This window comes from Terriglobus aquaticus (assembly GCF_025685415.1).
Lineage (GTDB): Bacteria > Acidobacteriota > Terriglobia > Terriglobales > Acidobacteriaceae > Terriglobus > Terriglobus aquaticus.
Genome location: NZ_JAGSYB010000001.1, coordinates 3,956,084 through 3,976,884, shown reverse-complemented (window position 1 = coordinate 3,976,884; position 20,801 = coordinate 3,956,084). Strand labels below are relative to the sequence as shown.

The 20,801-nt window shown below is 63.5% G+C and carries 19 protein-coding genes and 1 other RNA gene; 8 read left to right on the top strand and 12 right to left on the bottom strand.

All coding sequences use genetic code 11. The features are described from left to right. The first annotated feature begins 5 nt into the window (after positions 1-5). Positions 6-416, top strand: an RNA gene (rnpB, locus tag OHL12_RS16465) — RNase P RNA component class A. Positions 417-420: 4 nt separating this feature from the next. On the opposite strand, the gene OHL12_RS16460 is transcribed toward rnpB, so the two are convergent. The 4 genes from OHL12_RS16460 to OHL12_RS16445 form a co-directional block, all read right to left on the bottom strand. Continuing rightward, positions 421-921 carry a DUF4126 domain-containing protein gene (locus OHL12_RS16460; protein ID WP_263414906.1) on the bottom strand — a complete coding sequence of 167 codons (501 nt, stop codon included), beginning with the start codon at positions 919-921 and terminating at the stop codon, positions 421-423. A 104-nt stretch (positions 922-1,025) separates the two neighbouring features. After that, entirely contained in the window at positions 1,026-2,009 is a 984-nt protein-coding gene (locus tag OHL12_RS16455) for an SPFH domain-containing protein (RefSeq protein ID WP_263414905.1), read from the bottom strand. A 408-nt stretch (positions 2,010-2,417) separates the two neighbouring features. Continuing rightward, positions 2,418-3,833, bottom strand: a complete 1,416-nt coding sequence (locus OHL12_RS16450) for a mercuric reductase (protein ID WP_263414904.1) — start codon at positions 3,831-3,833, stop codon at positions 2,418-2,420. A 112-nt stretch (positions 3,834-3,945) separates the two neighbouring features. Beyond that, positions 3,946-5,250, bottom strand: coding sequence for a serine hydroxymethyltransferase (locus OHL12_RS16445; protein WP_263414903.1), 1,305 nt, complete (start codon positions 5,248-5,250; stop codon positions 3,946-3,948). 277 nt (positions 5,251-5,527) lie between these two features. Here OHL12_RS16445 and OHL12_RS16440 point away from each other — a divergent pair, with 277 nt between their 5' ends. Beyond that, on the top strand, positions 5,528-6,106 hold the full coding sequence (locus OHL12_RS16440; protein WP_263414902.1) for a PEP-CTERM sorting domain-containing protein: 579 nt from the start codon (positions 5,528-5,530) through the stop codon (positions 6,104-6,106). A gap of 58 nt (positions 6,107-6,164) precedes the next feature. Here the strand turns inward: OHL12_RS16440 and OHL12_RS16435 are convergent, their stop codons facing one another. The 3 genes from OHL12_RS16435 to OHL12_RS16425 all read right to left on the bottom strand — a co-directional run bounded on the left by OHL12_RS16435 (position 6,165) and on the right by OHL12_RS16425 (position 10,449). Next, positions 6,165-7,370: an alpha/beta hydrolase gene (locus tag OHL12_RS16435; protein ID WP_263414901.1), complete on the bottom strand. Its 1,206-nt coding sequence runs from the start codon at positions 7,368-7,370 to the stop codon at positions 6,165-6,167. Between the two features lie 124 nt (positions 7,371-7,494). Beyond that, on the bottom strand, positions 7,495-8,022 hold the full coding sequence (gene dps / locus OHL12_RS16430) for a DNA starvation/stationary phase protection protein Dps (protein ID WP_263414900.1): 528 nt from the start codon (positions 8,020-8,022) through the stop codon (positions 7,495-7,497). 102 nt (positions 8,023-8,124) lie between these two features. Beyond that, complete coding sequence (locus OHL12_RS16425; RefSeq protein WP_263414899.1) at positions 8,125-10,449, bottom strand: molybdopterin-containing oxidoreductase family protein; 2,325 nt, start codon at positions 10,447-10,449, stop codon at positions 8,125-8,127. Between the two features lie 56 nt (positions 10,450-10,505). On the opposite strand from OHL12_RS16425, the gene OHL12_RS16420 reads away from it, so the two are divergent. From OHL12_RS16420 to OHL12_RS16405, 4 genes are all read left to right on the top strand, one after another. Further along, positions 10,506-10,973, top strand: coding sequence for a YybH family protein (locus OHL12_RS16420; protein ID WP_263414898.1), 468 nt, complete (start codon positions 10,506-10,508; stop codon positions 10,971-10,973). A gap of 88 nt (positions 10,974-11,061) precedes the next feature. After that, the gene (locus tag OHL12_RS16415) at positions 11,062-11,904 is read left to right on the top strand and encodes a polysaccharide deacetylase family protein (RefSeq protein WP_263414897.1); all 843 of its coding nucleotides are present in this window, start codon (positions 11,062-11,064) and stop codon (positions 11,902-11,904) included. 105 nt (positions 11,905-12,009) lie between these two features. Beyond that, positions 12,010-12,975: a DsbA family protein gene (locus OHL12_RS16410; RefSeq protein WP_263414896.1), complete on the top strand. Its 966-nt coding sequence runs from the start codon at positions 12,010-12,012 to the stop codon at positions 12,973-12,975. Positions 12,976-13,015: 40 nt separating this feature from the next. Next, on the top strand, positions 13,016-14,137 hold the full coding sequence (locus tag OHL12_RS16405) for a SurA N-terminal domain-containing protein (RefSeq protein ID WP_263414895.1): 1,122 nt from the start codon (positions 13,016-13,018) through the stop codon (positions 14,135-14,137). Between the two features lie 17 nt (positions 14,138-14,154). Here the strand turns inward: OHL12_RS16405 and OHL12_RS16400 are convergent, their stop codons facing one another. Continuing rightward, positions 14,155-15,096, bottom strand: a complete 942-nt coding sequence (locus tag OHL12_RS16400) for an MBL fold metallo-hydrolase (protein WP_263414894.1) — start codon at positions 15,094-15,096, stop codon at positions 14,155-14,157. Between the two features lie 252 nt (positions 15,097-15,348). Between OHL12_RS16400 and OHL12_RS16395 the strand changes: the two genes are divergently transcribed. Both OHL12_RS16395 and OHL12_RS16390 read left to right on the top strand, forming a co-directional pair. After that, the gene (locus OHL12_RS16395; protein WP_263414893.1) at positions 15,349-17,139 is read left to right on the top strand and encodes an ArnT family glycosyltransferase; all 1,791 of its coding nucleotides are present in this window, start codon (positions 15,349-15,351) and stop codon (positions 17,137-17,139) included. An 84-nt stretch (positions 17,140-17,223) separates the two neighbouring features. Continuing rightward, a complete protein-coding gene (locus tag OHL12_RS16390) occupies positions 17,224-18,207 on the top strand; it encodes a GNAT family N-acetyltransferase (RefSeq protein ID WP_263414892.1) in 984 nt (327 codons plus the stop codon). Between the two features lie 10 nt (positions 18,208-18,217). On the opposite strand, the gene OHL12_RS16385 is transcribed toward OHL12_RS16390, so the two are convergent. The 4 genes from OHL12_RS16385 to OHL12_RS16370 are packed head-to-tail and all read right to left on the bottom strand — an operon-like array spanning position 18,218 to position 20,793. Next, positions 18,218-18,940 (bottom strand): DUF899 family protein, encoded by a 723-nt coding sequence (locus OHL12_RS16385; protein WP_263414891.1) that lies wholly within the window; start codon positions 18,938-18,940, stop codon positions 18,218-18,220. A 40-nt stretch (positions 18,941-18,980) separates the two neighbouring features. Continuing rightward, a complete protein-coding gene (locus OHL12_RS16380) occupies positions 18,981-19,151 on the bottom strand; it encodes a hypothetical protein (protein WP_263414890.1) in 171 nt (56 codons plus the stop codon). A gap of 2 nt (positions 19,152-19,153) precedes the next feature. Continuing rightward, entirely contained in the window at positions 19,154-19,564 is a 411-nt protein-coding gene (locus OHL12_RS16375) for a DUF6677 family protein (protein WP_263414889.1), read from the bottom strand. Positions 19,565-19,614: 50 nt separating this feature from the next. Beyond that, positions 19,615-20,793 (bottom strand): M24 family metallopeptidase, encoded by a 1,179-nt coding sequence (locus OHL12_RS16370; protein WP_263414888.1) that lies wholly within the window; start codon positions 20,791-20,793, stop codon positions 19,615-19,617. Positions 20,794-20,801: the final 8 nt, after the last annotated feature.

The window sequence follows — 20,801 nt, the reverse complement described above, 5'->3', positions numbered from 1 at the left end:
CTGAGCAGGCGGGCTGAACGGTCGCTGCTGTGTGCCGCTTGCGGCGCATGGGGGAGGAAAGTCCGGACTCCGCGGGGCAGTGTGCCGGGTAACGCCCGGGAGGTGCGCGTCAAGGCGCATCGACGGCCAGTGCAACAGAAAGCAAACCGCCCGCCGCGCGCAAGCGCAGCAGGTAAGGGTGAAAGGGTGCGGTAAGAGCGCACCGCGCCGGCAGTAATGCAGGCGGCATGGTAAACCCCACACGGAGCAAGACCAAATAGGCGGGAAGATTCGCCCTGCTTCTGGCAGAGCGATGATGCGCATCGGCCCGGTGCGCCAAACTCGCGGGTAGGTCGCTGATGAGTGTCCGCAGCAATGCGGCGCCTAGAGGAATGACCGTTCTTTGACAAAATCCGGCTTACAGGCCCGCCTGCTCAGTTCTTAGCGGAAAAAGTCGGAGTGCGTGATCACGTTCAGGATCATGATGCTGGCGAAAATAGTGAACCAGTCTTCCAGATTGGCGATCGGCCAATCCTTGCCGACCCGTGCGGCTAGACGAGTACGCACCCACCATCCGCCGTACGTTCCCAGCACTGCGCCAATGCCGCCGGTAAACCCCTTCAAATAGTGGTGGCCGCCAACGCGCGGCGCGATCAGCACGCCAACAAAGACACCGAAGAGAATGCGGCCGATCAGGCCGACGGACGAGGTCCGGCTCGGCGTGTTCGGCAGCTTGTCGCCAATGTACTCACCGAGCGCAAGCACGGTGAAGAGGATGGGCGAGACTACGTACGAGGTGAAGGAGCGCCACCCGGTCAGCATGAGGACACGATCGCCTGGGATGGCAGCCGGCAGATAGGCGAACCAGCACACGACGGCGATGGGAGTCATGGTTCGGAGACCGGTAAGAATGCCAAGCAGAAGGACGAGGACGTAACCCATACAGGTGCTTGGATGTTAGCTTGCCGCGTACCGGATGCAATTGAGTGACGAAAGAAGAACGGGGAGCAGATTTGCTCCCCGTTCTTCTGTGATCTACGCGGCGGTTAGCGCGATGCCGGCGTGGGCAGTTGCAGCATCATGCCGTTGTTGCCGGCCGTTTCCACGCTGGGCAACTGGCCGTTCCACCGGTCGATCAGCGCGCGCTGGTTCTCCAGACGGCGCAGTTCCAGCAGCTGCGGCGTAATGCTTGTCTGGCGGATGCGGTTCGCCTCGGCCTCGCCCTGCGCGCGCGTCACGCTGCTCTTCGCCTCGCCTTCGGCCTGCGCGATCTGCTTGGCTGCCTCCGCCTGGGTCTGCGCCAGTTCGTTGCGAGCCCGCTCGGCATCCTGGATGGCCTGCGCCTTGGCCGTGATCGCGTTGGCGATTACCTGCGGCACGCGCGGAGCCCCAATAAGCCCGAACTGCTGCAATTGCACACCGACCGAATCGAGCTGCTGCTGGATCAGGCGCTCGGTGCGTTCCAGGAACTCTGTCTTCTGCTCGCCATAGATCTGTTCCACGGTATAGGTGGAGGCTACCTGGTTGAGCGAGTTCCGAACTACATCGCGGAGAATACCGTGCGTGAACTGAGTTAGATCGCTCACGCGATATTTCACATAGAAGTCAGGAACGCGAGACGGCGCAATCGAGTAACTCAGGCTTACATCCGCATCGATTTCCATACCCTCTTTCGAGTTGAAGCTCATCTCCTCATCGACCGGGCTGCCCTCGTTCACACTCCGCGTCCACTTCACGGTTTGCACATAGGTCGGGAACTCGATGATCTCCGAACGAATGGGTGAGTAGAAGACCCAGCCGGTACGGATCGGGATCTCCGAAGCGCCGCGCTGCGATCCGCTTAGAACGATTTCGATACCGACGTGACCCGCTCCTACCCGGGTGATCGAAAAGATGTGATTGAAGAAGATGGACGTCGCGATCACCAATACAAGCGCCAGGGCTGCAAGCTTTGCGATGCGCAGGATCAGCTTGTTTGTTTCGTCGTTGTTATTGCGTCCGGAAGAGAGGACCTCACCAAAGATGCTCATGTTAGCTCTTTCTCCATAAGAGCCTTAGTGCTGTAACGGTGACTACCAGCGAGAGGACAAGCAGGGCTTCGCCCCCGTAGAGGGCTCTGTCGCTTGGCTTGTTCATCAGGGGTAACGCGATCGCCATCAACTTGTAACCAAGGACGGCAATCAGAAGCGTCAAAAGAAGTTTTTGGTACTGCATTGCACGTCGCCCGGCCTAGTCACTTACTCAGGCCTTACAACATACTTAGAATATCTTTACCGCTTCACTTATTCCATTCATCCAAAGTGCAATGGACAAGCGGCTACAACGGCGTACAATGGAGTATGTTGAGGTAGTTTCCCCAGCACTTAATCTCTGCCTTCCGATGACACTTAGAAGCCTGATTCAAGCTGCGTCTTCTCAGTATCATCAGCGTCAGCCGATCAAGGCTGGCCGTCCTGAAAGCTGGTAAATAGGTTATTCCAGGCTTCAGCGCGTGTGGGGTGGGCAAAGACCGCGTCGCGCAGCGCTGTATACGGCAAGTCGCCCATGATCGCGAGTTGAAGCTGTGCTGCCATCTCGCCGCCCGACTCCACCAGGGCAACGCCGCCCAGGATCTTGCCGCTCTCCGCGTCCACGATCGCCTTGAGCAGGCCGGAAGACTGGTCCATTTCGTCGAGACGGGCAATCTTGGTGGCCGGAATGGAGGCGACGCGAACCTTTCGGCCCTGCTCAGCCGCGTCCTTCTCAGACAAGCCAATGCGACCCAGTTCCGGGTCGGTGAACATGGTGTAGTTCGTCATGCGGCCGGCGATAGAGGCGTCACCGCCCTCCAGCACGTTGGTGCGGATGACGCGGAAGTCGTCGTAGCTGATGTGGGTGAAAGCAGGGCCGCCCTTCACGTCTCCCATCGCCCAGATGCCCGGCACGTTCGTCTCAAGCCGCTCATTCACCTGGATGTGGCCGCTCTTGTCTCCCTGGTGAACGCCAACACGCTCCAGGTGCAGCGCTTCCACATTGGGCGTGCGACCCGTGGCGACCAGCAGGTGCGATCCGGTGACGTCCTGTTCGCCGTCGTCGGTGGTCACGGTCAGCGTGATCGCACCCGGGCCGCCCGTAACGCGATCGACACTGGCGCAGGTAAGAATGCGAATCCCATCCGCCTCAAGGATGCCGCGCAGGCAGGCCGCGACGTCGTCATCCTCGTGCTGCGCGATCTTCTCACCGCGCTCGAGTACCGTGACCTTTGCACCGAAGCGCACAAACATCTGCGCGAACTCCAGCGCGATGTAACCCGCGCCCAGGATGACCAGGTGCTCGGGCACTTCCTGCAGTTCCATGATGCTGGTGCTGTCGAGGTACTGAACGGAGTCGAGACCTTCCAGCTTGGGCGGATGCGGGCGCTCACCTGTGTTCAGGAAGACACGGGGCGTGACCAGGCGACGCGTTCCGCCACCTTCGTTCATCGTCACGTCCAAGGCGAACTGGCCGTTGCCAGGCTGATCCTGCGCAAAGCTGGCCTCGCCCATCAGCAACGTGCTGACCTTCGCAAGGCTGGTTGCGTTGCCATCGCGCGAGCCTAGAACGACCTTCTGCTTACGCTCCCAGACTTTGTGCATGTCCACCGAAATGGGACCGGTCTTCACGCCGAAGTCTGCTCCACGGCGCGCCAGGTAGGCGACCTTGGCACTGGCATCGATCGTCTTGGAGGGCGAGCAGCCATCGTTGACGCAAGTGCCGCCCACGTACCGGCGCTCCACCGCAGCCACGCGCCATCCATGACTCGCCATAGCGCGGGCTAGCGGATTCCCACTCTGCCCCGTGCCGATCACCACTGCGTCAAACTGCTCGTCTGCCATGTGCTGCGCCCCAAACCTGACCGATCAGGCTACAGCCGCGACAGTAGCACCGCGCGCAGCAGCCGCTTGAGTTGAACGCGGAGCGTCTACAACGCCCGCCCCGGTTGCTCGCCTAAACCAGCTCTGCTTCGAGTTCAGGATGCCGCTCGGCCACGCCTTCGCGCAGCCAGCCGTACAGCGGGAAACTGTCGGCCAGCTCGGTGACTTCGCCACGGATCTGCTGCAGTTTGCCCGAGTCGTTGCGGTGCTCCAGAGCGGCCGCAATCCACTTTGCAATCTGGCGCATTTCGCCCTCGCGCATGCCGCGCGTGGTGAGCGCCGGCGTGCCGAACCGGACGCCGCTGGGCTTCAACGGCGGGTTCGGGTCAAATGGGATCGCATTCTTGTTGACCGTGATCCCGGACGCTCCGAGCGCCGCCTCCGCCTCAGAGCCGAGGATGCCCTTCTGAAAGGTGTCGATGAGCAGAAGGTGGGTGTCGGTGCCCCCGGAGATGACGCGGTAGCCCTCGCCTTGCAGCGCCTCGGCCAGCGCGCGTGCGTTTGCAACAATCTGCGCCGCGTAGGTGGCAAACTCCGGTTGCAGCGCCTCGCGGAAGGCAACGGCCTTGGCTGCGATGACGTGCATCAGCGGCCCGCCCTGCTGGCCGGGGAAGACCGACCGGTCGAGCGCCGCGGCGAACTCCTGCTTGCAGAGCGCGAGGCCACTGCGCGGCCCACGCAGGGTCTTGTGAGTGGTGGTGGTCACCATGTGCGCGTGCGGCACGGGCGAGGGGTGCACGCCGCCGGCGACGAGGCCGGCGAAGTGAGCCATATCCACGAACAGGTAGGCACCAACAGCGTCGGCAATCTGCCGCATGCGTTCGAAATCCCAGAAGCGTGGGTAGGCGCTGCCGCCGCCCACGATCACCCTGGGCTTTTCGCGCTTCGCCAGGTCTTCCAGCGCGTCATAGTCGAGCGTCTCGGTGTCCTGCCGTACCTGGTAGCCGACGATGCGGTAGAGCTTGCCGCTGAAGTTCAGCTTGTGGCCGTGCGTTAGATGGCCGCCATGCGCCAGGTCGAGGCCCAGCACGGTGTCGCCAGGATTGATCAGCGCCATGTAGGCGGCGGCGTTGGCCTGGGATCCTGAATGCGGCTGCACGTTGGCGTGCTCAGCCCCGAAGATCTTCTTTGCTCGGTCGCGAGCGATGTTTTCGACCACATCGGCGTACTCGCATCCACCGTAGTAGCGCTTGCCCGGGTAGCCTTCGGCGTACTTGTTGGTGAACACGGTGCCGGCGGCTTCCAGCACGGCACGCGAAACAAAATTTTCGCTGGCGATCATCTCCAGCCCGTCATGCTGACGGTGGGCTTCCAGAGAGATCTGCTCGGCGATCTCCGGGTCAACAGTTGCAAGCGACGCGTTCAAGTCGATAGCCATGCCGCCATTCTCTCATTCAGCGCTGCCGCTTGAGCATTCGTTCACCCGCTCCGGGCCTCGTATGCAGTCCGGCTTTCGCTGAACAAGGGCAAGGGGCGCTGTGCCAACGTGTGTTTCTGCCCTCAGAGCAAATGGCGCACGAGCGGCTGCGCGACTCTAGAGCGGGGAATGCGGCGAAACAATTTGTCGCCTTATGGCTACATCCTATTGTGTCTTCTAAAGACGACAAAGTAGGTTTGAGCCAGTTCACACATAACAACTCTGGAGTACTTCTTTTATGCGTTTCTCTCTGCCTTCTGTGTTGGTCATGGCTGGTCTTGCCATGGCTGCGTCCTCTCCTGCACTCGCAGACAACTTGATCGTCAACGGCGGCTTTGAAACTGGCGACTTTACCGGCTGGTCAGGCCCGACTGGCTCCTACACCTTTGTATCCGACCCCGGCTCGACGCAAGTTGGAGTGAACAGCGGAAACTACGCCGCCGTGTTCGGATCGGTCGGAAGTCTCGCCGGTATCAGCCAGACGTTCAGCGACGTTGCCGGCCAGCTATACACATTGAGCTACTTCTACGCCAGCGACGGCGAGACGCCGAATGAGTTTCAGACACTGATCGACTCGGTTGTGGTCTCAGATATCCAGAACGATCCGGCGCACGACTACCAGTCGTACTCGTTCAACTTCATCGGAACGGGCAGCGACACGGTGACGTTCAACGGCCGCAACGACCCGGCCTACCTGGGCCTCGACGATGTGAGCGTGTCCACAGCGGCGACTCCGGAACCCTCGAGCCTGGCGCTGCTTGGAACGGGCGTGCTGAGTGCTGTAGGTGCGATTCGTCGCCGCATGCTAGCCGCTTGATTGCTGTAAAGTCCCACACAAAAGCCCACTGCAAAGTGGGCTTTGTGCTGCGTATAGGCTAGCCCTGCTGCAACCGCATCTGGCGGTACGCGCTCCACACAAACTGGCCCATATACCAGCCATCCAGGTATTTGTACGGCGTTTCGCCGGTGGTGTAGTGGCCGCACGGCAGCACGCGGCTGGTCAGGTTGACCCGTCGCTCGCGCAGGTTGCGAATGGCGTCCAGCGAAAACTGCCGCAGAAAAGTCAGATCCCAGATGGCGTGGATGATGAGCGTGCGCCGGGTGCGTTCCGCGGCAAAACGGTCCATCACCGCCATGGGGCTGATGCCGGCAAAGATGGAGCGCACGTCGTCCTGAGTGATGCCGTTGCTTTCGAAAGATTCGCGCACGTGGCGGGTGCTTTGGCCCGTCCAGACCACGTCGCCGAACCAGGTGCTGGCGTGATTGAAGGCGCAGACCTGAATGCGCGGGTCGAACGCGGCGGCGAGGAACGAATAGCAACTGCCCAGGCTTGTGCCAAGCACACCAAACTGCTCGTATCCCTGCGACTCGAGCCAGTCGATGCAACTGCGAACATCGACCACGGCCTGGCGCGCGGCCGCTATGGTGCGGCCCACGTTGCTGCTGACCGCATAGTCGCTGCGCTCCAGCTCAGCCGGCCGACGGATGTCGTGGTAGGGCTTGGACAGGCGTAGTGCTGCGATCCCGAATTTGTTGAAGATGTCGCAGAGCGCGTTGTGACTGAATGCATCGGCATTCCACTGCGGCATGACGATAATGGCCTGCCGCGGCCGGCTGCTGTTCGCGTGCTTCGGCTCCGGGTACCAGCGGGCGTTGACGATGTCGTTTTCGGGGTATTTGGAGCGCACCGGCGAGGTAAACCGCAGGAACTGTGCTCGGGGCAGCTTGCCCTGCTCCGCCTGCTCGCGAAACCAGCGGTCCTGCTCCAGCGTTTCCGGGCGCACGTTGGTCGGGTAGAGCTCGGGGAAGCGCTCTTCCAGCCGGAAGTCCGTAGGCTCGGCGTAGCCATAGAAGTCGCTCGCTCGCGCGACGATGTCGTCGTTGACGGCAGCCATGGCGCGCGTGGCCTCCGCAGCGGTGTAGCTGCCATCCGGCTTCGCGGCCCACTCCGCGGCCAGCGGGCTGAAATCGGCCAGCCAGTCGAAGCCCCACTCCAGCGGACGCACAATCCGGTTCGTATCCCGCGTGGTCAGCGCGGTTTCCCAGCGGATCATCCAGTCCGCGTACCACTTGAACAGCATGAGATAAGGATACGAGAGTCAGCGTGTCCTCATCGCGGAGAGGTAGTCCGGAAGAGACTTGCGCCGAAAACGAGCAACGGCCCGGAGAGGCTCCGGACCGTTGGCTTGCTCGATATTCGCTTGCTTACTGAACGTCGCCGGCTTCCAGGTGCGACTCCAGGAAGTACAGCTCTTCTTCCGCGTCCACGATGAGCTGGTTGTAGAAGTCCGAGGTCGGGCCGTCACCAATCTCGTCAATCTTGTCGGAGGCCTCGCGCAGCTCCTTGCAGTAGGTGCCCAGAGCATCGGCGAGCGCGTTCAAGTGTTCCAGGCCAGCCACTGCCGAGGTCTTGTAGGGCGGAATGGGCGAACCCTCTGCAGACTGCCGAACCGTGCCGGCGGCCACGCCACCCAGTTGCGTGATGCGCTCGGCGATCGGATCGATCTGCTTAAAGATGACCTTCGCCGTGGCGTCAAACACCAGGTGAAGCTGGTAGAAGTTGATGCCCTTCACGTTCCAGTGGGCGTACTTTGCCTGGGAGTACATGTCCAGGGCGGCACCCAGCGTGACGTTCATCACGTCCACAACCTTCTGCTTGACGTCGTCTGCCAGTGCGACGCGATTCTTGTACATCCTGCTCTTCGGCTGTGCCTTTGCTTCTGCCTTTGCCATTGTGTTCCTTTCCAAACCGTGCGGGAGCGAATGGTTCGTCTGTCCCGTCCCTCGTTTGGATGCAGCGCACCGCAAAGGTTTGGCTCGGCTCCGCGGAGGACGCTAATCGGCGGCAAACGCCAGCGTAGGCAACCCGTCAGTAGCAGAGGCCTGGACCGGAACGCGCTCCACCTGCACAAGGGTGCTATAGAAGGTCGCTCCCCCACCCAAATCGGTGACGCGCTCGCTAGTCAACCGGTTCACACCCTCTCCCTGAGGCGACAGCTTGTTCCATCCCAGGGTGCAGGCCACCACGCCCGGCGGAACGCGATCGCTCAGGTAAACGCGCAGGCGAAGTGAACCGCGCGCACTGCGCACCTCCGCTTCGTCACCGCCGTGGAGGCCGCGTGCGGCTGCATCGGCGGGGTGCATCTCCAGACCTTCGGCAACTTCACCCTGCATTGCGCGGTGGCGCGGATGATTCGCAAAGGTGGAGTTCATCCAGTTGTCGCCTTTGCGCGGCAACAGTTGCAACGGGTACTCAGGACTGGTCGCCGCAAACCCTTCCTCGCCCGGGTAGTAAGCGGGCAGCGGGTCTTCGCCACGGGCGCGCAACGACTCCGAGGCGAACTCGCCGCGACCGCTGGGTGTTCGGAACCACGATGCGTCCGCAAACGGCAGGAAGTTGCCTGCAGCATCGCGGGGAACGTCCAGCGCAAGAAAGCCGTTGCCGCGGGCGCGCGTTACACCGGTGGAACTCGCGCCGGACGCGGCCTCGAGCGATTCGACCGTGATCCCCTGAAACCAGGGGTGGCCCGAATCCAGCGCCTGCGCCATCAGGTCACGGTCCGTGTCGCGGAAGCATGGCTCCGGGAAGCCCATGCGCTGAGCGAGTTGCGCGAACACCCAGGTGTTGGGGCGCGCTTCGCCCAGCGGCGCGATGGCCGCGGGCGAGATCTGCACATGAAGGTGTCCGTAGGCACCCTGCAGGTCCGTCTGTTCCAGCCAGGTTGGCGCGGGCAGAAGGATGTCCGCGTAATCGGCCGTGTCGGTGAAGAAGCTGTCGTGGACGACCGTGAACAGGTCCGGTCGCTGCATGCCGCGCAACACCGCGTTCTGGTTGGGCGCAACCGCGGCCGGATTGCTGTTGTAGACAAACAGGGCGTGAACCGGCGGATCGTGTGCCGGCTCTGACCCGAGCTGGGTCAGAGCGTGGCCAAGCTGGCTCATGTTGACGGTGCGTGCAGCGCGGCGAAGGGGCGAAGCCTGCATCAGCTCCGGCATGTGCAACCGTGCGGAGTTGAAGCCGAACGCGCCGGAGGTGGACAGCAGGAGACCGCCGCCGGGGTGCTGCCACGCTCCTGTGAGCAACGGCAACATGCAGATAGCGCGCATAGCAGTACCGCCAGTCTCCGACCGCTGCACGCCGTAGTTCACGCGGATTGCGGCGGGCTTCGCGGTCGCGTACTCGCGCGCTAGGGCGACGATCTGGCCGGCAGCAATGCCGGTGACCGCAGCCGCGGCTTCCGGAGCGTACGCGGGTGCGCGCAGGCGCTCGCGGAGTTCCGCAAAGCCGTGCGTGCAACTCTCCACGTAAGCGCTGTCGTACAGCGATTCGTCGACGATCACACGCATGATCGACATGGCCAGCAGGACGTCAGTCCCCGGACGGATGCGCAGGTGTTCGTCGGCCAGCTTGGCGGTGCGCGTCTGGTAGGGGTCAATGACGACCAGCCTGGCGCCGTCGCGCCGGGCCTGTTCAATGAACGGCCACAGGTGGATGTTGTTGCCATGGACGTTGGCGCCCCACGCTATGATCAGCTTCGCCTTCGCAAAGCTCTGCGGCTCCATACCGAGGCGGGTACCGTAGACGTCCGTCAGCGCGGCCGCGCCCGCTGTAGCGCAAATAGTACGGTCGAGCTGTGAAGCGCCAAGGCGGTGGAAGAAACGGCGGTCCATGGAGCCGTAGCCGAGCTGGCCGATAGTGCCCGCATAGCTGTAGGGCAGAATGCTTTCCGGGCCGTGATCGTCGCTCACACTTTGCAGCCGTCCGCAGATAGCGCTCAGCGCCTCGTCCCAGGAGATGCGCTCGAAGCTCTCGGCTTCGCGGCCGTGCTGCAGCGGACCTTTGGGAACTCCGGCGCGGCGACGCATGGGGTAGAGCAGGCGATCGGGAGCGTAGACATGGTCGAGGTAACGCGCAACCTTGCCGCACAGAAAGCCACGCGTCACCGGGTGGGCAGGATCGCCCTGCAGCTTGACGAGGCGGCCCGTGGCAAGGTCCTCGGTCGCGATGACCCGGCAACTGTCCGGGCAGTCGAGGGAACAGGTGGCATGGTGCAGCCGGAAGCCGCTCGCCGTCGCGGAGCCACTCGCGCCGTTGTCGTCGGCCTTGTACTCGGGTGAAACCGGGGCCAAACCGCTGCTCACTGCCGCCGGAACGTTCATGGCATGATTTTAGCTACCGTCGCGCCCACCGTTCAGCCCCTTGAAGGAGTTTGCTCATGATGCGGTTCTGCTCTTCCCTGCTCTTGGCGACTGCCCTGCTGGTACCGTTTGCGTCAGCCCGTGCGCAGAACGGATCGGCGATGGGTGTGCTTCCGCAGGCCGAACTGGACGTGGTCAAAGTACTTACCGCACAGGAGCGCGCCTGGAACAACGGCGACATGGCCGGTTTTCTGTCCGGCTACAAGCAGTCGCCGGAGACCATCTTTGTCGGCGAGACGGTGCAGCACGGCAGCGACAACCTGGCCCAGCGTTATCACTCCACCTACCCCAACAAGGACAGCATGGGAACGCTCAGCTTCAGCGATCTGCAGCCGCGCGTGCTGGATGACAACTACGCGCTGGTCACGGGTCGCTTCCATCTGGACCGTCCGCGCAAGTCGGGCGGTACAGCGGACGGGGTCTTCTCGCTGGTGCTGGAACATACTGCGTCGGGCTGGAAAATCATCCTGGATCACACAAGTTAGCCGGGGCGCGGTCGGCTGTCACCGTCGTTTTACCCGTTGGCCGTCGTAAGCCGACGCAACCAGTCGGTGCCGTTGCGATGCTGAACCCATGATCTCCAGCGTGGTTCCAGCCGTGCTTGGCGCTGCAACACTGACCGGTGCGGGTTTGGCCGTGCTTCGCGGAATGCGCTCCCCTTCCTCGCAACTACTGGCGCCTTCCGTCTCCCGGGTGCCAAACGGCTACCGGCAGATCGCACTGACCTTCGACGATGGACCCAGCGAGGAAACCCCGGCGTTGCTGGAACTGCTGGCGAAGTACCGCATCCGCGCCACCTTCTTCGTCTGTGGCAAGAACGTAAAGCGGCTGCCACACATTGCTCGCGCGATCGTGGAGGCCGGGCACGAACTCGGCAACCACACGCACGGCCACGCCCGTCTGTCGCCGCGCCTGAGCTGGGACGTGAACCTGTTCTCAGAAAGCGACATGGTCGAGGAGATGCGCCGGGCGCAAACCTGCATTCATCACCACACCGGTGTGTGGCCCAGGTACTTTCGCGCGCCCTATGGCTTGCGGTGGTTCGGGCTTCGCGGAGCGCAACGCAAGCTGGGTGTGCAGGGCGTGACCTGGTCCGTCATCGGGCACGATTGGGAGTGGGACCGGCACCGCATTGCAGAACACCTGATTCACAACACCGAACCGGGCGGCATTGTGTGCCTGCATGATGGTCGCGACATTCGCAAGGAAGTGAACCTGAGCGAGATGCTGGCTGCCCTGGAAGCTGTGCTGCCCGTGTGGCGCGCTCGCGGCCTGCGGGTTGGCACAGTGCATGAACTGATGCAGGCGGGCGTACGGCGCCGGAGTTCGGGCCGGTCGCGTGGTAGCTCGCGGCGCCGGCACGGCGTTCGGCGGCGCGAAGACGCAATGGCGGGCAGTTCCTCAGCGGCCCGGTAAGCGCCGCCCCGGCAGGCGCTCACCTTTGCCTGCTGCGATAATCCAAGTACTGTGCTGAAGCGTTTCCGCCGGCTGCCCAAGGCAGCATCTGCATCGTTTTTCGTTTTGTTCGGATCTCTTGCCGGCTGCCGTGCGCAGCGGCCCGTGGTCGCCGGCCTGTCGCCGGAACTGGCCCGTCGTATCGAGGTCACCATCCGCACCCGCGCCAACATTCCCTTCAACTACCAGGTGCTAGTGACGGACATGCACCCGGACGCGACGTTGCCGAATTACAACGATGTGACCATCACCGTGGGCGAGTACGGCAAACCGGGCAAGCCACTGAGCCTGCTGATGAGCAAAGACGGCAAGACGTTGGCGCAGTTGACCACGTTTGACCTGACCAAGGACCCGAAGGACCTGGTCAGCGATGCGGGACGCCCGGCGCGCGGCGGCAGCGAGAAGGCGCCGGTACGCATCGTGGTGTTCGACGACCTGGAATGCCCGTTCTGCGCCCGGATGCACTCCGCGATGTTTCCGGCCATTCTGCAGCGCTATGGCGACCAGGTGCGCATCGTGTACAAGGACTTTCCTCTGTCGCAGCACCCGTGGGCCATCCACGCTGCGGTGGATGCGGACTGCCTGGGCGAGCAGAGCACGCCCGCGTACTGGACCTATGTGGATTACATGCACGCCCACGCGCCGGACATCGGCGGGCAGGAGCATAGCCTGACGGCAGCCAAGATCCAGTTGGACAAGGTGGCCACAGACACCGGTGACGCCAACAAGGTAGACACGAAGAAGCTTCAGGCGTGCATCGCCAAGCAGGACGAGAGCCCCGTCACGGCTGGCCTGCGCGAAGGTGAATCGCTGAACATCAATGGAGTTCCGGCCCTCTACATCAACGGGCAGACGATCAACGGCGCGGCACCGATCGAGTTTGTGTATCGCGCGGTGGACGACGCCCTGCTGGCGCAGGGTGTCACGCCTCCGCCGGCGGTGCCGCTGCCCGACCTGAATGCTCCAGCTCCTGCTCCGACTGCGCCGGCAGCCGCCGCGCCCGCGGCAAGATCTCCGCAGCCAACGAAGTAGTCGGAAGAGTTGGCCCGGATCGCTTCCCCTGCAGCAATCAGTGCTCCGCGATACCATTAGCCCCGTGATGCTCAAGATCGACGCACACCTCGTTCGCACGGTCCGCAACGCCAGTCTGGCGCTTGCGATCTCGTGCGCCGCTCTCACTGCGGTGGGCTGCAAGAAAACGCACGGCGACGATGTGGTGGCCAGCGTAAATGGCCATGCCATACCGCGGGCCGACCTGGACCGGCTTTTTGACGCCCAGCAGAAAAGCAAGCAGGACCCCACTCCCGAAAGCCCGGAGCAGGCCACCAGCGAAAAGCTGGAGATGGTACGCGGCCTGATCGATCAGGAGATCGTAGAGCAGCGCGCGGCCAAGATGAACCTGACCGCGACCAACGACGAGGTGGATGCGAAGATCAACGAGTTCAAATCGCACTACACCGACCAGGACTTCAACGAGTACCTGAAGCAGTCGAACCAGACGCTGGATGAGTTCCGCCGCAACGTACGCCGGTCTGTCACGTCGACCAAGCTGTTCAACAAAGAGATTGAAAGCAAGATCAATGTGACCGACGCCGAGGTCACGAACTACTTCAACACGCACAAGGCGGACTACAACCTGATTGAGAACCGCTACCACCTGGCGCAGATCATCGTGACGAGCGGTCCGCTGGACCCCACCACCGCCCAGGGCGGACAGGCCAACCTGCAGGGCAGCAAGGCCACCAACGACGCCGACGCCAGGAAGAAGATTCAAACCATCAAGAACCGCATCGACGCTGGAGAAGACTTCGGAACGCTTGCGGCGAACTACTCCGAGAACCCGCAGACCGCCTCGAATGGCGGCGACATGGGCTTCCCGTCAGAGTCGCAACTCCGCTCGGACCCGCAGACCTTTGCGGCCATCAGCAAGCTCAAGGCGGGTGAGACCACCGACATTCTGCCGGTGTACGGTCCGAACAAGCAGGTCATCGGCTACGTGATCCTGAAGCTGCTGGCGCGCGAGTCCGCCGGCCAGCGCGACCTGACCAACCCGGTGGTGCAGCAGAGCATTCGCGACCAGTTGCGCAGCAGCCGGTCACAGTTGCTGAAGAACGCATACCTGGAAATGGTGCGCGACCAGGCCAAGGTCGAAAACTACTTCGCCGAGCAAATCTTTAACAGCGGCGCGAAGTAGCTGGCGCGGGTAGCTCGTCACCGAGCGAAGCTGCGGTCCGTCGCCGCAACGCGGAGCGTTTCGCCTTCCGCAAGGATGCGCACCCGGCCGCTGAGACCGGAACGTCGGGCCGCCTCCGCCAGGCGCACGGGCGGCTCCTCAATCGGCTCACGGCCTAGTGGGAACGTCCCGAAGTGCATGGGGATCATGGTGTGGGCTGAGCGCAGGTCGATGAATGCCTGCAGCGCTTCTTCGGGGCTGGTGTGCACGGCGCGGTAACTGTCTGGAAAGTACGCTCCGATGGGTAAGAGAGCGATCTGCGGCGAGAGCCGGTCGCCGATCTCCCGGAATCCGCGAAAGTACGCCGTGTCGCCCGAGTGGTAGATCGAATGGCGGCCATTGCGGATCACGTAGCCTCCGAAAAGCCGGTGCGTGTCCTTGAACAGGCGCGCTCCCCAGTGCTTGGCCGGGGTCATGGTCACGGAGACGCCCGTACTGGTGCCGTCGGACGCGCGCAAGTCGGTCTCCTGCCACCATTCCAGCTCTGACACCATGCGGAACCCGAGCTTCTCCACAAGGTCACCGACCCCGCTGGGCACGATCGCCTCTGGCGCGAAGCCCGTGATGCGCACCGTGTGGCGCACTACCTGCCGAAGCGAGCGCAGGTGCAGGTGATCCATGTGGGCGTGCGAGAGCAACACCGCGTCGATCGGAGGCAGGTCGCGCACGCGAAGACCGGGCCGGCGCTGCCGGCGCAACAGGATCAGGGCTCGCGCAAACACCGGATCGACCAGCAGGTTGCGCCCACCAATTTGGATCAGGAATGAGGAGTGGCCGATGAACGTGATGCCGAGCTCCTCGTGCTCGACCAGGACCGGCAGTTGCGGCTCGCCGACAAGCGGCTGGCGGTAACTCTCGCGGGTCACGCGATAGAGCTGGCGCAGCTTGCGAAGAACGGTGGGATGAGGACGAACGTTCACATCTGTTTGGATGAGTCTGCGGGAGGTTCGTCTCACGCAGAAATGGGTCGCCGGGGAGCAAAGCGCGGTCGCAGCAGATGGGAGGTAACCAGGGCGTGCTTTCTCAGCAAGTGAAAGACAATCTGATAGCCTCAAACCGGTTCCGGGCAAAAGCCGGTCCGGGCACCGTTACGTCTTAACGCATTGAGTCTTCCGCCCCAAGTCGAACCCGCAGCACAGCCGGCAGGCAGGCCCGGTCTTTTCAGCCGTATTGTGTACCACGCTGGAACCACTGCCACACGGGAGCTGCTGGTTCTGTGCTCGCTTACGGCGCTGCTGCTGTTTTACGGGCTGGTGCCGGTGCGCGTGGGGCGCCTGCAGATCTCGCGGGCAGAGATGGGCCTGGTGGGCGCCGACGAGCCGCGCTACGCGCAGATTGCGGCAGAGATGCTGCAGGCGCACTCTGCGGGCTGCCACGCCGTGCATGCCCGCGTCTTCCCCCATTCGCTTCGCATTGAGGACCTGAGGGCCAGCGCGAAGTGCCTGGAGGCGGGCTTCGTCACACCCATCCTGTACGGCCATCCCTGGCTGGAGAAGCCAGCGCTGTATTACTGGCGCACTATGAGCTTCTTCAAGGAGTTCGGCGTGCACGACTGGGTCGCGCGGCTACCCAGCGCCACCGGCGCCTTTGCCATGGTGTTCCTGATCTTCCTGCACATGCGGCGATTCCGTCCGGGCGGGCACCTGGACGCGGCGCTAATCACGGCGTCGGCCGTTGCAATCGTGGCGTTCGCGCGCGGCGCCTCCACGGACATGCAACTGGCGGCGCCCTTCGCCATCGGCATGCTGGGCTGGTACGCCTGGTACGAGACGGGCAAGAAGTTCTGGCTGTTTGACCTGTACTTTTTCGGCGCGCTGGCCGTGCTGGCGAAGGGGCCCGTCGCCATCTTCCTGGGCGGCTGCATCATTGTGCTCTTTGTCGGCCTGAGGCGCGAGTGGCAGGTGCTGCGGCGCATGTTCTGGTGGCCGGGCATGCTCCTGTTCCTCCTGCTGGTGCTGCCGTGGTACATCGCGGTGCAGCTCCGGAACCCGAACTTCTGGCATTTCTTCCTGTTTGAGCAGAACCTGGAACGGTTCGCCAGCAACCGCTACCAGCACCACCAGAACCCCTTCTTCTATGTGCTGGTGTTGATGGTGGCGCTGATGCCATGGACGGTTGTCTCGCTGCGGGCGCTGTGGGACGCATTCCAGACCGCGCGCGCGGAGTGGCGCGTGCGCTACCTGCCCGGGCGCTACCTGGGTCACCAGCGCACCGGGGATGCCTTCCCGGAATTCCTGGTGCTTTGGGCGATCTTCCCGGTGATCTTCTTTTCGTTCTCGGGGTCCAAGCTACCGGGCTATATCCTGCCTGCCATTCCACCGATCACCATCCTTACGGGTGACTACCTGTTTCGCGCTCGGAAACGGCCCCTCTCCATGCCGACGCTGGTGCTGCACGGCATAGCCGCGGGTGCGATGGCGTTTGTGCTGATGCTGTCGCCGCAGTACATGATCTTCCAGAAGCTGGTACCGCCTGCCAAGACCATCACTGTCACGGCGCTGATCGCGGCATTGTTCGCGGGGAATATCGTCTTTACGGTGCGACGGTTTGGCCTTCGATACCTGCGCAGCGTCACGCTGATTCCGGTGGTCGCCATGCTGTTCTGGCTCCTGCATACGAATGGCTGGCTGCTGGATGCGAACTACTCCGCCCGGCCCATGGCGCAGGAGATTGCTCGGCGCGCTCCGGGCGTGGACATCCTGGTGTCGCACCGCATCCGGCGCGACATGGATTACGGGCTTTGCTTTTACCGGCAGCAGCCGCTGCGGCATTACATTCCGCAGCCGTCGGTGACGGAGAAGCAGTGGGTCATCACGGGCATTCCGAACGAGGAGCACATTCTGGTCCTGCGCGATGACGACCTGCAGGCGTTGCCCAAGCTGCTGCCCGGCCGCACCTATGAACCGCTGCTGATCAACGAATGGCAGGGCCTGGCGGTGTACCGGGTTGCGGCACGCAGGTAGGCGCGCAGTTCCGGGATACAACGGTTCCCTATGTGATTCCCCTGGCCTTCCCCGGGCGGGAAACCCGCTACCCTCAAACCGAGAGTGCTCGACGCATACGACATCCGAGACCTGCGCCTGCACCCGGGGCGCGACCTGCGCACCCTGCTGACAGAAGAGAGTGCGGTCTGGCGCCGGGACCTTCTGTGGGACTACTCGGGCTCCATTGAGCTTCTGATGGGCTACCTGGACCAGCGCATTCTGCCAGGGTTCGTCGCGATCGAGCGGCGCACGGGACAGGTGCATGGCTACACCTTTGCCGTGTTTGAGTCGCAGAAGGCAGTGGTCGGCGACCTGTTCGCCTACGGCCCGCGCCGCCTGGAGCTGCAGCGCGGCCTGCTGCGCCACCTGTTGCCCATGCTGCAGCACACGCCCGGCGTGGAACGCGTGGAATCGCAACTGCTGGTCACCCCCGAGGATCTGCAACCCGGCTTTACCGAGGCTGGATTTCGCAGCTATCCCCGCCTCTTCATGCAGGCCGCGCTCCCGGACCAGCGCGAACTGATTCCTAGCGGCAGCCTGGTGCGATCAGACGAGGAACCAACGCCGGAGCTGGGCAGCCTGCGCCTGCGGCGGTGGACCGCTCCCATGTACCAGCCCGCGGCAGACCTGATTCACCGCGCCTACGTGGGCCACGGTGACACGGAGATCAACGACCAGTACCGCACCGTGCAGGGGTGCATGCGATTCCTGCACAACATCGTCCGCTTCCCGGGCTGCGGCACCTTTACGCCGGAGCACACCTGGGTGCTGGTGGATGAACGCTCAGGAGAACTGGACGGCCTGCTGCTGACCACGCGCGTGGAGTCCAACACCACTCACATTCCGCAGTTGTGCCTTGCTCCGCGACGCCGTGGCCGCGGCCTGGGCCGGATGATGATGCGCCACGCTGCAACCGAGCTGGCGCGTGCCGGGCAGCGCACCGTGACGCTGACCGTAACCGAGGCAAACACGAGCGCCATGCATCTGTACCGTGACCTTGGCTTTACGCCGCGGCACCGCTTTCACGCGGCTGTCTGGTGGAAGTAGCAGGCTCGCGCTAGTGGCAGCAGGAGCTTGCGGACTCCGCATACGTCAGGCTCGGATACCAAGTGCCACCGCGGCCTTCAGGCGTCAGGTCCAGCCACGTCCATAGTGGGTCGATGTCGGCATGGCCGCGTGGATCCTGGCCGGGATCCGCCATATCGAAGTTCATCTCGGCGGCCCAGAAATGGCGCACGACACCATCGCGCCGGGTGAACACATTCAGCGCTGGGACGTCGCCATCCTCCGCGCTGACGTAAGCGCGGGTGTACTCGCCGGATGGGTCGGAGTACAGCGGAACATTCGCCCAGCCTCTCTGACGCTTCCAATCCGCCAGCCGCGGGTAGGGCGAGCGCGCGATCACGGCGAACGCGACGCGCTGCTGCAGGTCCTGCGCCTTAGTCTGCCACGTCGCCAGGGTGGAGGTGCACATGGGACACGGCGCCTCGCGCTGCGGGCCGAACATGTAGCTGTACAGGATGAGCGTGTCCTTCTCGCCGAAAAGCTGTTCGAGCGTGACGGGCCCATCCGACCCTTCGAACGTGTAGTTCTGCGGAACCTGGCCGCCGGCCGGCAGAGCACGTCGCAGCGCGGCGACTTCTTCAATCTTGCGGCGCAGCTCAATCTCCGCAACTAGCAGGCGCTGACGGGCGGCCCGGTACTCCGGGCTTTCGTTAGGAAGGTGCGCTGTGTTCTTTTGCGCGAGGTCAGCGGCGGGAGCGAGGACAGGATCAGGCACGCGAAACGATCTCCTTGCGGTGGCGCAAGAAGCATAGCCCCTAATGCTTGATGAAGTACATGCCCCAGCTCACGACGATGGCGGCGGCCAGAAAGCCGCCGAAGCACAGCGCGCCGAAGCGCACCATGGAGCGCGGCGTGGACCGCTGGGTGATACCGAAGACGATCGACGCAAAGAAGGCGTAAAGCAGGAGCGCGGTGAAGTGCGACATGGTTAGCGGTCCAGCTTTCTGCCGTTGGCGATGGATTGCGCGTCCACTGCGGCCATCACGTTCAACAGGCCCGCGACCACGATGAACTTGGACCCGTAGTCGGAGAACGCATCGCTGAGCTGCGTTGCGCCCAGGTCGCCCAGCTTAGCCACCGCCCATAGGCCGATGGCGCCGGCGTCGCCGACAAAGCCAAGGATGTCCAGCGGGTCGCCCGTGCTCGGCGTGTACACCTTGCCGTGCATCAGGAGGCCAATCGCGAACATGGCGACGATGGAAACAAACAGCAGCAGACCGCGGATTCCCTTGCGGATCATCACGTGACCCAGGCCGGGGACGAGCCAGCCGGCCAGAAGCACGAGGTCCGGAGAGAGCCCGGTCCGCTTGACCGGAACGATGACTGCCTTGGTTGCCATTCCGAATTGAGTCTACCAGCGCCGCTCGGCTGTGAAGAGTTCGCCCGCAGCTAAATGCGCACGAGTTCCCGCTGCACACGGCCGGTCACCCGAGCCTCACCCGCAGACGGGATCATGTCGACTTCCAGGCGAACGCCGAACTCGCCGGGCAGGTAGATGCCGGGCTCCACGGAGAAGCAGGTGTCCGGCAGGATGCGGCGTTCGTCGTGCGACTCGAAGTCGTCCAGATGCGCGCCGGCGCCGTGCAGCTCTGTGCCGATGTTGTGGCCGGTGCGGTGAGTGAACCATTCGCCAAAACCGCGCTGTTGTATGACTGCGCGCGCGGCGCGGTCGGCTTCCCAGCCCGCGATCGGCTCGCCTGCGGCGAACCGCTGCTGAACCAGAGCAATCGCCGCGTCCCGCGCGTCGCGGACTGCTTCGAAGATCTCGGTTTCGCGCGGGGTCGGCTCGCGGTCGACCACGCCGCACCAGGTGATGTCGTACCAGACGGCCGAGGGGTCGTCCGCGACCTTACCCCAGATGTCGATCAGCACAAACGAGCCGCGCTCGATGCGGCGGGACGATGCCGGCGTGGGCTCGTAGTGCGAGTCCGCGGCGTTGGGCCCGACGGAAACGTTGGGGCCATGCTCCGTGACCAGGCCGGCTTCGGCTATGCGTGCCTGCAGGAACTGGACCATGCTGACCTCGTCCGCCTCGGGCGAGCCGGCGCGGACGCGACGACCGATCTCCTGCCAACCCTCTTCGAGGATCGCGTCGATGGCTTGCTGCGCCCGGTAGTGCGAGGCGATCTGCTGCGGCGTCAGCACCGCCTCAAAGCGGCTGACCAGGTCGGCAGAGCTGACGATCTGCTTACCCAAGCTCGTGAGCATCTCGTGGGTTCCGGCGTCGAGCAGGCCGATGTACATGACCGCGTTGCGCGGCGAGTACTGCATCGCAATGCGCGTCGCACCCTGCAGCATGGCTTGCACGCCTGCCTCCATCTCCTGCCAGGTTGAGTAGCTGGTCTTGTCGCCGGGCAGGGTGTCCAGCCGGCCGGATTCGATGCGATGCACCAGCTTGCGCGGCGTGCCCTGCGCCGGAACGAAGTACCACCAGCGGCGCGTCACATGGGCGTTGGCCGGCAGGCCCAGGATGCGATAGCTGAGCCGGTCGCGGCCGTGGTGGTCATAGAAGAGCCACCCGTCGAGGCTGGCGTCGCGCAGAGCGCTCTGGATGGCGTCGAGATTCATGGCCTTCA